The 13,614-nt window shown below is 65.1% G+C and carries 9 protein-coding genes; 2 read left to right on the top strand and 7 right to left on the bottom strand.

All coding sequences use genetic code 11. The annotated features are described in order from the left end of the window. Positions 1-14 precede the first annotated feature (14 nt). Positions 15-533: a hypothetical protein gene (locus AvAM_RS23815; RefSeq protein WP_137749379.1), complete on the bottom strand. Its 519-nt coding sequence runs from the start codon at positions 531-533 to the stop codon at positions 15-17. Next, positions 530-1,039 (bottom strand): peptide deformylase, encoded by a 510-nt coding sequence (def, locus tag AvAM_RS23810; RefSeq protein ID WP_137749378.1) that lies wholly within the window; start codon positions 1,037-1,039, stop codon positions 530-532. Before def ends, AvAM_RS23815 begins: the two co-directional genes overlap by 4 nt. Positions 1,040-1,238: 199 nt before the next feature. Here def and AvAM_RS23805 point away from each other — a divergent pair, with 199 nt between their 5' ends. Both AvAM_RS23805 and dprA read left to right on the top strand, forming a co-directional pair. Continuing rightward, entirely contained in the window at positions 1,239-2,450 is a 1,212-nt protein-coding gene (locus tag AvAM_RS23805) for a LysM peptidoglycan-binding domain-containing protein (protein ID WP_137749377.1), read from the top strand. Positions 2,451-2,535: 85 nt separating this feature from the next. Continuing rightward, positions 2,536-3,720: a DNA-processing protein DprA gene (gene dprA / locus AvAM_RS23800; RefSeq protein WP_137749376.1), complete on the top strand. Its 1,185-nt coding sequence runs from the start codon at positions 2,536-2,538 to the stop codon at positions 3,718-3,720. A 70-nt stretch (positions 3,721-3,790) separates the two neighbouring features. Here dprA and AvAM_RS23795 read toward each other — a convergent pair whose 3' ends face one another. The 5 genes from AvAM_RS23795 to AvAM_RS23775 all read right to left on the bottom strand — a co-directional run bounded on the left by AvAM_RS23795 (position 3,791) and on the right by AvAM_RS23775 (position 13,436). Next, complete coding sequence (locus tag AvAM_RS23795; RefSeq protein WP_137749375.1) at positions 3,791-6,145, bottom strand: DUF1631 domain-containing protein; 2,355 nt, start codon at positions 6,143-6,145, stop codon at positions 3,791-3,793. Between the two features lie 17 nt (positions 6,146-6,162). After that, complete coding sequence (secF, locus tag AvAM_RS23790) at positions 6,163-7,113, bottom strand: protein translocase subunit SecF (protein ID WP_137749374.1); 951 nt, start codon at positions 7,111-7,113, stop codon at positions 6,163-6,165. A 92-nt stretch (positions 7,114-7,205) separates the two neighbouring features. Further along, a complete protein-coding gene (secD, locus tag AvAM_RS23785) occupies positions 7,206-9,089 on the bottom strand; it encodes a protein translocase subunit SecD (protein ID WP_137749373.1) in 1,884 nt (627 codons plus the stop codon). A gap of 134 nt (positions 9,090-9,223) precedes the next feature. Then, positions 9,224-9,559 (bottom strand): preprotein translocase subunit YajC, encoded by a 336-nt coding sequence (gene yajC / locus AvAM_RS23780; protein WP_094289651.1) that lies wholly within the window; start codon positions 9,557-9,559, stop codon positions 9,224-9,226. 301 nt (positions 9,560-9,860) lie between these two features. Beyond that, positions 9,861-13,436: an indolepyruvate ferredoxin oxidoreductase family protein gene (locus AvAM_RS23775; protein ID WP_137749372.1), complete on the bottom strand. Its 3,576-nt coding sequence runs from the start codon at positions 13,434-13,436 to the stop codon at positions 9,861-9,863. Positions 13,437-13,614: the final 178 nt, after the last annotated feature.

Below are 13,614 nucleotides of genomic sequence, written 5' to 3'. Positions count from 1 at the left end.
ATCTGGGGGCACGCTCAGTCGCGTGCGTTGTCAAAGTGGGGGAGTTCGTCGGTGAACAGCACCTTCTGCACCACACCCTGGCGGTCGAGGTGCACATGGGCCAGGCGCAGGTCGGAGTTCTGGCGGAAGCGGTAGGTCCAGATGTCGCCATCAAACCGTGCCACGCGCTCCACCCGCAAGGGGGCACCAAAGGTGCGCTCGACATCCGCCCGGGTCCAGGCACCGAGCGGAAGGTTGTCGAAACGTGCCTGCGTCAGCACCTGCTCGTTGCGCAGCAGGCGGCCGCTGGCATCGAAGTCGAGGGCGTGGGCTTCAAAACCTGCAGGCAGCTCGGAATACAGCAGCCGCTCACCCGACGCCAGTGCAAACGTGGCACTGGGCGGGCCCAGGCGGGCCAGGACCTCGGCGCGCAGTGCGCCGGGCTGTTCGCGGGCAGGAAGCGCACAGCCCGCCAGCTGAACCACCAGCGCCGCGAGCGCCACACGCGCCAGCACTCCGCCGCCCCACAGGGCGCAGAGCGCTGCCCGCTTCACCCGCGGGCCTCCCGTTGCTGCTTGATCATCTTGGTCTTGATGCGGTTGCGCTTGAGGGGGGAGAGGTATTCCACAAACACCTTGCCCATCAGGTGGTCCATCTCATGCTGGATGCACACGGCCAGCAGGCCGTCTGCCTCGATGACACGGGACGCGCCCTGGGCGTCAAGCGCCTTCACGTGCACGGCGTCAAACCGCTCCACGCCGTCGTAGATGCCGGGGACGGACAAGCAGCCTTCGTCGTTCAAGTGCTTTTCTGCGCTGGTCCAGACGAGTTCGGGGTTGATCAGCACCAGGGGCTGGTCACGCTCTTCGGACACATCAATCACCACCAGGCGCTCGTGCACATCCACCTGGGTGGCCGCCAGGCCGATCCCGTGGGCGTCGTACATGGTGGCCAGCATGTCGGCCACCAGCGTACGGATGCGATCGTCCACCACCGCGATGGGGCGTGCGACCTTGTGGAGCCGGGGGTCCGGGTAACAGAGAATGGGAAGGATTGCCATGGCTGCAGGTAGAAGATGTCGCTATTTTCGCCACTTTTGCGGCCTGCCGCAGGGTTGCAGGCCAATAATCGTTGCCGAATCAAGGGCTTGAGCAGAGAATCTAAGAAGGTTTGTAACGTAGTTACCCGGGCGCCCGCATGCTGCAGGCGCCGGGTTGCCAGTGAGGGGGCGTTTCACAATGCATGAGAAAAGGAACAACATGACGGCATTCACCAGCGTGCGGCGGACCGCCCTGGGCGCGCTCACCATCATCGCTGGCGCCCTGCTGGTCATGCCGGCTCAGGCGCAGAACTACCCCATCTCCAGCAGCCAGCGCGCCACGGCGCAGCAGGTGTCCGAGCGGGGCGTGCCCCTCGAAGAGCTGGCGCCCAACGCACCCGACAGCTACACCGTCAAGCGCGGCGACACGCTCTGGGGTATCTCTGGCATGTACCTCAAGCGCCCCTGGCGCTGGCCTGAACTCTGGGGCATGAACCTCAAGGCCATTCCCAACCCGCACTTGATCTTCCCGGGCCAGACGCTCTATCTGGAAAAGGACGGCGGTTATGCCCGCCTGAGCACCAGCCGCCCTGGCGGCACCGGCGAGCCCGAGACCGTGCGCGTCTCGCCACGCACACGCAGCGACAGCCTGATGGATTCCGCACTCCCCACCCTCAAGCCGCACCTGATCGAGCCCTTCCTGGTCGAGCCGCTGGTGGTGGACGAACAGACACTGCTGCGCGCCCCGCGCGTGATCGCCACGACCGACGAGCGTGTGCTCATGGGGTCGGGTGACCGCGTCTATGTGCGTGGAGATGCCGCCTCGCCCATGCTGTCTGAAGCTGGTGAACCGCGTTACTACCGCGTCTTCCGCAATGCGGTGGCCCTCAAGGACCCGATGACGGGTGCAGTGCTTGGCTACGAAGCGCAGTACGTGGGTAAGGCCGAACTGGTGCGTGGCGAATCCTTCGAAGAAACCCCCAATGGCAAAGGCGGATACAACGCCGAGTACGTGCCCGCCACGGTAGACCTGTCGGCCACCAAGGAAGAAGTCCAGGCGGGTGACCGCCTGCTGCCCGCACCCGCACGCGCCTTCATGAGCTACACGCCGCGGGCGCCCGAGGTTGAGGTGGACGCCCGTGTGGTGTCCATCTACGGCAGCTCGGCTGTGGCCTACGCTGCGCAAAATCAGGTGGTGGCCATCAACATGGGCTCGGAGGACGGTGTGGAGCCTGGCCATGTGCTCAGCCTGATGACCAAGGGCGACCGCATCAAGGACACCACCGACAAGTCCAAGGCGATGGTCAAGCTGCCCAGCGAAGTCAACGGCACGGCCATGGTGTTCCGCACCTTCGAGCGCGTGTCTTATGCGCTGCTCCTTGAGATTCGCAACGGCGTGCGCGTAGGCGATCGCCTCGTCAATCCCAAGTAAGCCATGCGCGCTCCGGCGCGGAAGGGGTGTCGCCGCTTTGGTGTGAAGCGGTAGCGCCGTGTTATTCCCGGGCGGATTGAAACCCATGGACCATGAAGAGTTGGGCGCCTGGCTGCGTTTGACGCTGACCCCTGGCGTGGGCAATGGCGCCGCGCGGCGGCTGCTGGCCCGTTTCGGGCTCCCGCAAGCGATTTTCCAGCAGTCCGAGGCGGCGTTGCAGCAATGTGTGACCAATGCCCAGGCACGGGCTTTGTGTGAGATCCCTGCCGCCTGGCAGGCCTTGTGGGACACCACGGCCCAGTGGTTGTTTGGCGCGGATCCGGGAAGACCGTCGCGCACGATTGTCACGCTGGGTGATGTCCGCTATCCGCAGGCCTTGCTGGACACTGAAGACCCCCCGCTGATGCTCTACCTCACAGGGCCTGAGCATCTGCTGGCGCACCAGCCTTTCCCGAGTGATCGCTGCCTGGCAGTGGTTGGCAGCCGCAACCCCACGGCCCAGGGCGCGGAGACCGCCCGCCTCTTTGCGCGGTCGCTGCATGGCGCCGGGCTGACGATCGTGTCGGGGCTGGCGCTGGGGGTGGATGCTGCCGCCCATGAGGGCGCGCTGGATGCGTCTGTGGCGGACGCTTCGGCTGCGGCCACCATCGCTGTGGTGGGAACCGGCCTGGACCGCGTGTACCCCCGCAAGAACCTCGACCTGGCCCGCCGCATTGCAGCCCGGGGGCTGCTGGTCAGTGAATATCCTCTGGGCACGCCCCCGCTGGCGCCCAATTTCCCCAAGAGAAACCGCATCATCTCGGGCCTGTCCCAAGGAACCCTGGTCGTCGAGGCTGCGCTGGCCTCGGGCTCCCTGATCACGGCGCGGATGGCGGTCGAACAGGGCCGGGAGGTTTTTGCCATTCCCGGCTCTATCCATGCCCCCCAGTCTCGGGGCTGCCACGCCCTGATCCGCCAGGGGGCTAAACTGGTCGAGTCTGCGCAGGATGTCTTGGAGGAGCTACGGCTCCCTGCCACCACAGTGCCGGGCTTGCCGGACATGCCCGCTGAGCGTGATGGGGCTGCTGTGGAGCTGCCCCACACAGAGAGTGAGCCCGAAAACAACCCGGTGCTCGCGGCACTGGGGTTTGATCCCCTGGGCCTGGATGCGCTGGTGGCGCGCACCGGCATGGACACAGCTTCGCTGCAGGTGATGCTGCTGGAGTTGGAACTGGCGGGCAGCGTGGCCCGTCTGCCCGGGGGGCTGTTTCAGCGTCTGGTGCGAGGCTGAAGCCGAGAAACTCGAGGCGAAGGCACGGGGCCCTGCCTGGGGTTCTGAGGCAGGCGGTTGGAAGTTACCGTCAGTCCAGCAACCGTTCGGGGTTGGCATCGAGCTTGGCCAGCGCGTCGCGTGTGGCACGCAGCGTCAGGCCCTCCTCGTCCTGGGCCACCAGCAGGCCCGCCTGCAGGTAGGCGGCCAGGCGGCGCAACTGGATCAGGTAGCTGCTGCCATCGACCGCCGCGAACAGGTGCAGTTGCTTGCGCTGGCTCTGCCAGGCGTACTGGACCTGGGCCGATGCGCCGTTGTGGTCCAGTGTGTACCAGGTGCCGGGCTGCAGTTCCTGGGCCCAGGCCACCATGGCGTCATCCACGGGAGCGCCGTTGTCGGCCACCACATGGATGGACGATGCATCAATGCCCAGCATCATCTCGATGTTGTCGGCATTGAGTGGCATGTCACCCAATGCTGCGTCGCTCATGAAGTCCTCAAGATTGGCCAGGCGCTTCGCCATGGCTTCGATGTGCGCTTGCGGGATCGAGGCGGTCTTGGACAGGAAGGCATCGGCCAGCGTGTCGGTCAGGGTCTTGACCTGCGTGTCCTGCTCGGCACCGTTGACGCCGAGCAGCGTGAGACCCTGGCGCAGGCGCTGCAGCAGGCCCGGCAGGTTCTGGATCACCTGGGCCCGGTCGCTGCGGTTGGGTTTGGCGCTGGCGGCCCAGACCAGGTCGGCAGCCGTGCGTTTGAAGGCCACGGTGTCGGCGTGCTGCGGGCCATCACGCACTGCGGACAGGGCCAGCACCTCCGCCCAGGTCTTGAACAGGAACTCCCGGATTTCGTCGCGTACCGGCATGTCGCGCAACATCGTCCGCAGCTCAATGGTGTACTGGATGGCCAGGGTTTCCCGCTGTTCCACCTGTTGGGCCACGCTGACAAGGCGGGACGTGGCCTGCTTTTCGGTGAGGAACTTGGACAGGAATTTCTCGAATTCGTCGTACACAAGCTGGAATACCCGCCGCCCCGTTTCGGGGTACTGTTCAATCACCTGCACCACGCGGCGGATTTCGGTCTCCAGCGCACTGCCATTGATGCTGGTGGAATCAAAGCCCAGCACGCAGGCGCCCATGCGGTCGATCAGCTTGCGCGCGGGGTGGTCCATGTTACTGAAAAACTCAGGCTCTGCGAGCGCCACCCGCAGCACGGGCACCTGCAGGCGCGCAAACCACACGCGCACCGCCGGGGGAATGCGGTCTTCGGCCAGAATGCTCTGGAACATCAGCGCCACCACTTCGATGATGGCCTTCTCGCCGGTGGTCGTGGCCTTTTTCTTGAGTTCCGTGGACCGTTCCCGCACCGTACCGGCCAGCTGGACCACTGCGGCCGGGCTGTAATCTTCCATCAGCGTTGCGACACTGCTGTAGTAGGTATCGGCATGCACGCGGTGGGCGGTGAGCGCATGGGCCAGCGCCGCCGAGGCGGGCGGGGCATTGACCATATCAAACCCGGTGGCGGGCTGGGTAAGCAGGCGGCGCAGTTGGCCCATGACCCCTTGTGCACGCTGGCGGGCGCGAGCTAGCGGGGTCATGCCCGTGGCAAAGGCAGTGGGCATGCCGTGCCGGGGATAGCCGGGCGGCAACTGGGGTGGGCGTGCCATCTGTGCTGGGAACGGGGCGGTGCCACGCGCTGCCGCCATGGCCTCGCGGGTCTGCGCCAGAGCCTGCGAGGCCAGGCCACCAGAGCCGGAGTCGCCGCCTCCGCTGCCTGTCACGGCCCCACCGCTGGTACGCCGCACACGGGATTTCAGGTCTGCCTGCGGGGTGATGCCCTGCTCGACATAGAACACATTGACGGCCTGGTAGTGCTTCTGGAGCAGATTGGCCAGGTCACGCTGCAAAGGGTCCACCACGGTCTGCAGGTCGGTGCGCGACAGGCCGGACTCCACCCACTGCTCCACCAGCAGCAGGCACACAGCGTCCGGCCGAAGGATGTCGTTGCCATCGAGTTCCTGGCCCTCCAGGGACTGTGTGCGCTGGCGCAGGGTGTCGAACTGGGGGCCGACCTGCTCGGTGATCGTCAGGGCCATGCGCGAGGCCAGGATCTTGTTCTCCACCACATCGTCGCTGAGCAGCTCGAACTGGTTGCCCACCGCGCCTACGGCGAGTTGTCCCCGGGTGCTGCTGACGTGGGGCGCCAGGGCTTCCTGCCAGGCCTTGGCAGTGCGCTGGATCCAGGGGCCGTGCAGCTGCTGGTACTGCCTCCATGCGTCCCGGCGCGACTGCATTTCGCGTGCCGTGCCCGTCTGGGTCATCAGGGTGGCCAGGAACTCCTGAACGGTCTTGCCCAGTTCAGGGAGTCCGGAACACAGGCCCTCTACGAACTTCTGGCGCGCCTGGCGGGCCAGGCGACGCTGTGGGACCGAAGAGGGCGTGGGCTGCATAGGCAGATATTAGCGGGTCAAACCGTCGCTCCGGCATGGGGATCGTTGGGATCCCCTTCCTTTTTGGCAGGCTTGACAAGATCCTCGCGCTTGACCCCGAGCCACATGGCAATGGCAGCGGCCACGAACACAGACGAATAGATGCCGAACAGAATCCCGATGGTCAGCGCCATGGCGAAGTAGTGCAGGCTCGGGCCACCAAAGAAGAGCATCGACAGCACCATTGCTTCGGTAGAGGCATGGGTGATGATCGTGCGGCTCATCGTGCTCGTGATGGCGTGGTCGATCACCTCGTGGGTGTTCATCTTGCGGTATTTGCGGAAGGCCTCGCGGATCCGGTCGAAGATCACGACCGACTCGTTCACGGAGTAGCCCAGCACTGCGAGCACGCCTGCCAGCACCGCCAGCGAGAACTCCCACTGGAAGAATGCGAAGAAGCCCAGGATGATCACCACGTCGTGCAGGTTGGCAATGATGGCCGCGACGCCGAACTTCCACTCGAAGCGGAAGGCCAGGTAGATCACGATGCCCACGACCACCATGGCCAGTGCCATCAGGCCGCCGTGCACCAGCTCCTCGCCCACCTGCGGGCCCACGAACTCGGTGCGGCGCAGCGTGACTTCGGGGTCGGCGGCCTTGAGCGCGCCCAGCACCTGTTCGCTTTGCTGCGCAGAGGTCACGCCCTTTTGCACCGGCAGGCGGATCATCACGTCGCGCGCGGTGCCGAAGTTCTGCACCTGCACGTCGGTGTAGCCCAGGCCGGAGACGGTCTCACGGACCTTGGCCAGCTCGGCAGGTTGGCTGTAGGCCACTTCCATCACGGTGCCGCCCGTGAACTCCACCGACAGGTGCAGTCCGCGCGTGACCAGGAAGAACACGGCGAGCGCGAAGGTGATGAAGGAGATCGCGTTGAAGATCAACGCGTGCTTCATGAAGGGGATGTCTTTTCGGATGCGGAAAAATTCCATGATTCTTAACCTTGTGCTGGAATTTTCAGAGGAAGCTCATATGCGCGCAGCGCATGTGATGCTGGAACTAAGAATTCCATGGTCTTCCTCCTTTAGTTCGTCTTGGCCACAGCGCTATCGGGTTCAGGCTTCCACACCTGGCCGATCGACACGCTCTTGAGCTTCTTCTGGCGGCCGTACCACAGGTTCACCAGGCCGCGCGAGAAGAACACGGCCGAGAACATGCTGGTCAGGATGCCGATGCAGTGCACCACGGCAAAGCCGCGCACCGGGCCGGAGCCGAAGGCCAGCAGCGCCAGGCCCGCGATCAGCGTGGTCACGTTCGAGTCCAGGATCGTGGCCCAGGCGCGTTCGTAACCCGCATGGATGGCCGCCTGCGGCGAGACACCGTCGCGCAGTTCCTCGCGGATGCGTTCATTGATCAGCACGTTGGAGTCGATGGCCACACCCAGCGCCAGCGCCATGGCGGCAATGCCGGGCAAGGTCAGCGTGGCCTGCAGCATGGACAGGATGGCCAGCAGCAGCAGCACGTTCACGGCCAGCGCCACGGTCGAGAACACGCCAAACAGCGCGTAGTAGATGCACATGAACACCGCAATCGCCACCATGCCCCAGACCACGCTGTGGATGCCACGCTCGATGTTGTCGGCGCCCAGGCTGGGGCCGATGGTGTATTCCTCGATGATTTCCATGGGCGCGGCCAGGGAGCCGGCGCGCAGCAGCAGCGAAGTGTCATTGGCCTCGGCCGTGGTCATGCGGCCAGAGATCTGCACGCGGCCGCCGCCGATTTCCGAGCGGATCACGGGGGCGGTGACCACTTCGCCCTTGCCCTTTTCGAACAGCACGATGGCCATGCGCTTGCCGATGTTCTCGCGCGTGATGTCCTTGAAGATGCGCGAGCCCTTGGCGTCCAGCGTGAGGTTCACGGTGGGTTCCTGCGTCTGGCCGTCAAAGCCGGGCTGGGCGTCCGTCAGGTTTTCGCCGGTCAGGATGACCTGCTTCTTCACGATCACGGGCTGGCCACTGCGCTCCAGGTAGCGTTCGGAGCCGAACGGCACGGGGCCCCGGCCGGTTTCGGCGGCGCGGGCTTCGGTGCCTTCGTCCACCAGGCGCACTTCCAGCGTCGCGGTGCGGCCCAGAATGTCCTTGGCCTTGGCGGTGTCCTGCACGCCGGGCAGCTGCACCACGATGCGGTCCAGGCCCTGCTGCTGGATCACGGGCTCGGCCACACCCAGTTCGTTGATGCGGTTGTGCAGCGTGACGATGTTCTGCTTGAGGGCCTGTTCCTGCACGCGGCGTGTGGCCTCGGGCTTGATGGAGGCGCGCAGCTTGAACTCGCTGCCTTCAGGCGTGCTGGTGACCTGCAGGTCGGTGAACTGGTCGGCAATCAGGTTGCGGGTGGCCGTGAGCGTGGCTTCGTCGCGCACCTTGATGTCGATGTTCTGGCCTTCGCGGCTGATGCCGCCGTGGCGGATGCTCTTGTCGCGCAGCGCGGTGCGGATGTCGCCCGCGTACGACTCGGCCTTCTTGGTCAGCGCGGCCTGCATGTCCACCTGCAGCATGAAGTGCACGCCACCGCGCAGGTCCAGACCCAGGTACATGGGGTTGGCGTGCAAGGCCTTGAGCCACAGGGGCGAGCGCGACACCAGGTTCAGCGCCACGATGTACGAGGCGTCGTTGGCATCGGGCACCAGGGCCTTCTGGATCGCGTCCTTGGCCTTGAGCTGGGTGTCGGGCGTGTCAAAACGTGCACGCACCGAGTTGCCTTCCAGCGCCACGAAGTCGGGCGTGACACCGGCGGCCTTGAGGGCTTCTTCCACCCGCTGCTGCACGGCGGTGTCCACCTTGACGGTGGCCTTGGCCGACGACACCTGCACCGCAGGGGCTTCGCCAAAGAAATTGGGCAGGGTGTACAAGGCCCCCACCAGCAGCACGATCACCAGGATCGCGTACTTCCAGACCGGATAACGGTTCATGTTTACGCCTTTTCCACGCCCTGCCAGCCAATGCCGTGCAAGGGCCGCCCTGCTGCGCTGGCTCCGTCACCCGTTCTGCGCGCTGCGCAGGCGACGGGAGGCGGTATGCAGCGCCCGCAGGGGCTGTTCATTGATTACTTGACGGAGCCCTTGGGCAGGACCTGCACCACGGCGCTGCGCTGGATCTGCACTTCCACGTTGCTGGCGATCTCGATGTGCAGGAAACCTTCGGACAGGCGCGTGACCTTGCCCAGGATGCCCCCGGCAGTGGCCACTTCATCGCCCTTGGCGATGGCGTCGATCATGGCGCGGTGTTCCTTCTGGCGCTTCATCTGGGGGCGGATCATGACGAAGTACAGCACCACGAACATGAGCACCAGGGGCAGCATGCCCGTGAGCGTGGACATCATGTCGCCGCCACCAGCGGCTGCGGCAGGTGCGGTTTGGGCAAAAGCGGAAGAAATAAACACGGACGGGACTCCACAACGGATGGTCAAAATACACAAAAACCGCCAACAGCCAGCGCCAACGCGCCCGCCAGGGCGGAACAGGACATTGTATGCGGCGCCTTGCCCGCCCCCCAAGGGGTAAGACCCAGGCCTGCACCGGGTGTTTGTGCAGGGGGGCAAGGCGCAACAGGTGGGCAGTCAAAAATCGTTAAAAATCGGCCTCACCGCGCATTGGATAAGCGCTAATAGCTCTCATTTTGATAGTAAAAAAGCCCGCGCAAGCGCGGGCTTCTCTGCAAAGGTGCTGCTGGTTCGCAGAACTTCAAGCCGCCTGACGGTGGCTGGAGGTTGCCTGGCCGCTGCGCCACTGGGCCATCAGGCCGTCCCACTTGGGGCGGGCGGCGGCCAGGTGGCGCTCCTTCACATGGCCGTAGCCACGGATTTCTTCGGGGATGCGGGCAATCTCCACCGCCAGGGCCAGGTTGTCGGCGTTCAGGCGGGCCAGCAGCTCGTCGATGCAGGCGCGGTACTCCACGATCAGCCCACGCTCCATGCGGCGCTCCTCGGTCTTGCCGAAGATGTCCAGCGCCGTGCCACGCAGGCCCTTCATCTTGGCCAGCACGCCGAACGCGCTGTGCATCCAGGGGCCGAAGGGTTGCTTGACCAGCTCGCCCTTGTCGTTCTTCTTGGCCGTGAGCGGCGGCGCCAGGTGGTGCACCAGCTTGTAGTCGCCTTCGAACATATTGGCGATCTTGTCCGTGAAGGCCTTGTCGGTGTGCAGGCGCGCCACTTCGTACTCGTCCTTGTAGGCCATGAGCTTGAACAGGTAGCGGGCCACGGCCTCGGACAGGCGGGTGCTGCTGCCCAGCTTGGCTTCTGCCGCCTTCACCTTCTCGACAAACGCCTGGTACTCGGACGCGTAAGCGGCATGCTGGTAGCCGGTCAGGAACTCCACCCGCTTGGCCACCATGTCGGTGAGCGAAGGCTTCTTCACAAATTGGATCACCTGCGCTGCCTGGAACAACGCCTGCACCGACGCCAGATCGTGCGCGCAGCGGCGGCCCCATTCAAACGCGGCCTTGTTGTTGTCCACCTGCACGCCGTTCAGTTCCATGGCGCGCATCAGCGACGCCAGCGTGAGCGGCACGCGGCCCTTTTGCCAAGCGTAGCCCAGCATCAGCGGGTTGGTGTAGATGCTGTCGCCCAGCAGCTGCGTGGCCACCTGTTCGGCGTCAAAGCTGCCCACACCGCCTGCACCCACGGCCGCCGCAATCGCGCTGTCGCAATTGGCTCCGGGGAACTGCCAGTCCGGGTTGGTCACAAAAGCCGCCGTGGGCGTGCTGTGGGTGTTCAGCGCCACAAAGGTGCGGCCCGGTTGCATCACCGTCAGCGTGTACTTGTGCGCGGCCACGATGGAGTCGCAGCCGATCACCAGGTCTGCCTTGGCGGTATCGACCTTGGTGGTGTAGATGGCCTCGGGCCGGTTGGCGATCTGGATATGGCTCCAGGTAGCGCCGCCCTTTTGCGCCAGGCCACCGGCGTCCTGCGTGATCACGCCCTTGCCATCCAGGTGGGCCGCCATGCCCAGCAGCGAGCCGATGGTGATCACGCCCGTGCCGCCCACACCGCCCACCACGATGCCCCAGGCGGCCTCGGCCACCGGCAGCACCGGCTCAGGGATGGTGGGTAGCGCCGACAGGTCGCCCTTCTTCTCCTTCTTGGGCTTCTTGAGCTTGCCGCCTTCCACTGTCACAAAACTGGGGCAGAAGCCGTTGACGCAGGAGTAGTCCTTGTTGCAGGTGCTCTGGTTGATGCGGCGCTTGCGGCCGAACTCCGTCTCTACCGGTTCGACGGACAGGCAGTTGGACTTGGTCGAGCAGTCGCCGCAGCCCTCGCACACCAGGTCGTTGATGACCACCGTCTTGTCGGGCGTGGCCAGCGTGCCGCGCTTGCGGCGGCGGCGCTTTTCGGTGGCGCAGGTCTGGTCATAGATGATGACCGTGCAGCCCTTGATCTCGCGGAACTGGCGCTGCAGCGTGTCCAGCTCGTCGCGGTGGTGCACCGTCACGCCATCGGCCAGCGCCACGCCGTCGTACTTCTGCGGCTCGTCGGTCACGATGATCAGCTTGACCACACCTTCGGACTTGAGGCTGTTCATGATCTGCAGCACCGAGTGTCCCTCGGGCCGCTCGCCCACGGTCTGGCCGCCGGTCATGGCCACCGCGTCGTTGTAGAGCACCTTGTAGGTGATGCTGGTGCCTGCTGCAATGCTCTGGCGGATGGCCAGCAGCCCGCTGTGGAAGTACGTGCCGTCGCCCAGGTTGGCGAACACATGCTGGTCGGTGGTGAACGGCGCCTGGCCCACCCAGGTCACGCCCTCGCCACCCATCTGCGTGAAGGTGGATGTCTTGCGGTCGGGCATCCAGTTGGCCATGTAGTGGCAGCCGATGCCGGCCACGGCGCGCGAGCCCTCGGGCACGCGGGTGCTGGTGTTGTGCGGGCAGCCGCTGCAGAACCACGGAGCGCGCTCGCCCGTGTCCACCTTCAGTTCCGCCATGCCGCGCTCGCTCGCCTCGATCACGGCGATGCGCGCATCCATGCGGGCGATGATGTCGCCGGAGACGCCCAGCTTCTTCAGGCGCTTGGCAATCGCCTTGGCGATGATGGCGGGCGTCAGGTCGGCCTTGGCGCGCAGCAGCCAGTTCTGGCTGGGGTTGGGCATGGACCATTCGCCGCCGGTGGCGTCGCCCTCGGGCTCGTCGAACTTGCCCAGCACGTGGGGGCGCACGTCCGAGCGCCAGTTGTACAGCTCTTCTTTCAGCTGGTACTCGATGACCTGGCGCTTTTCCTCCACCACCAGGATTTCCTGCAGGCCCTCGGCAAAGTCGCGCGTGATGGTGGCTTCGAGCGGCCAGACCACATTGACCTTGTGCACACGGATGCCCAGCTGGCGGCATGTGTCGTCATCGAGGCCCAGGTCCACCAGGGCCTGGCGCGTGTCGTTGTAGGCCTTGCCGCTGGCGATGATGCCGAAGCGGTCGTTCTTGCCTTCGATGACGTTGTAGTTGAGCTTGTTGGCGCGGATGTACGCCAGGGCCGCGTACCACTTGTAGTCCATGAGGCGCGCCTCCTGCTCCAGCGGCGCGTCAGGCCAGCGGATGTGCAGGCCGCCGGGCGGCATCGCGAAGTCCTCGGGCATCACGATCTTCACGCGGTCCGGGTCGATGTTGATGCTGCTGGAGGACTCCACCACCTCCTGGATGGTCTTCATGCCCGACCACACGCCCGAGAAGCGGCTCATGGCGAAGGCATGCAGGCCCATGTCCAGGATTTCCTGCACGCTGCTCGGGAAGAACACCGGTGTGCCGCAGGCCTTGAAGATGTGGTCGCTCTGGTGCGCGGCCGTGCTGCTCTTGCTGATGTGGTCGTCGCCTGCGATGGCGATCACGCCACCGTGTTTGGCCGTGCCGGCCATGTTGGCGTGCTTGAACACGTCCGAGCAGCGGTCCACACCGGGGCCCTTGCCGTACCAGATGCCGAAGACACCGTCGAACTTCTTGCTCTGCGGGTACAGGTCGAGCTGCTGCGTGCCCCAGACGGCCGTCGCGCCCAGTTCCTCGTTCACCCCAGGCTGAAAGACGATGTTGTTGGCTGCCAGGTGCTTCTTGGCTGCCCACAGTGCCTGGTCATACGTGCCCAGGGGCGAGCCCCGGTAGCCGCTGATGAAGCCCGCCGTGTTCAGGCCGGCAGCGGCATCGCGCTGGCGCTGCAGCATGGGCAGGCGCACCAGGGCCTGCACCCCGCTCATGAAGGCCCGGCCGTGGCCCAGGGAGTATTTGTCGTCGAGGGTGACGGTTTCCAGCGCCTTGCGGATGGATTCGGGCAACGGGGCATTCATGGCTATGTCTCCAATGGCTTCTTTGTGGGGCCGGGCCTTGTGGGCCGGTGGGGCAGGGGCCATCCGCCCGTTTAGGGCAGCGGCTCCAATGTGGAGGTAAGTGTATGTCTGCGTGGCTGATATGTCTTTGCGTTGTGTGCCGTGTTTAGGCTATTCTGAGAAAGGATCTTTCTCTTAT

The sequence above is a fragment of the Acidovorax sp. NB1 genome (assembly GCF_005405905.1).
In the GTDB taxonomy this organism is placed as follows: domain Bacteria; phylum Pseudomonadota; class Gammaproteobacteria; order Burkholderiales; family Burkholderiaceae_C; genus Acidovorax.
Note: the sequence above shows the minus strand (reverse complement) of the source record. Positions and strands in the feature narration are given on the sequence as shown.

What these genes read in the sequence shown, in the direction of transcription:
- def (WP_137749378.1), bottom strand. Translation starts at nt 1,039, where the DNA reads ATGGCAATCCTTCCCATTCTCTGTTACCCGGACCCCCGGCTCCACAAG.
- AvAM_RS23805 (WP_137749377.1), top strand. Translation starts at nt 1,239, where the DNA reads ATGACGGCATTCACCAGCGTGCGGCGGACCGCCCTGGGCGCGCTCACC.
- dprA (WP_137749376.1), top strand. Translation starts at nt 2,536, where the DNA reads ATGGACCATGAAGAGTTGGGCGCCTGGCTGCGTTTGACGCTGACCCCT.
- AvAM_RS23795 (WP_137749375.1), bottom strand. Translation starts at nt 6,145, where the DNA reads ATGCAGCCCACGCCCTCTTCGGTCCCACAGCGTCGCCTGGCCCGCCAG.
- secF (WP_137749374.1), bottom strand. Translation starts at nt 7,113, where the DNA reads ATGGAATTTTTCCGCATCCGAAAAGACATCCCCTTCATGAAGCACGCG.
- secD (WP_137749373.1), bottom strand. Translation starts at nt 9,089, where the DNA reads ATGAACCGTTATCCGGTCTGGAAGTACGCGATCCTGGTGATCGTGCTG.
- AvAM_RS23775 (WP_137749372.1), bottom strand. Translation starts at nt 13,436, where the DNA reads ATGAATGCCCCGTTGCCCGAATCCATCCGCAAGGCGCTGGAAACCGTC.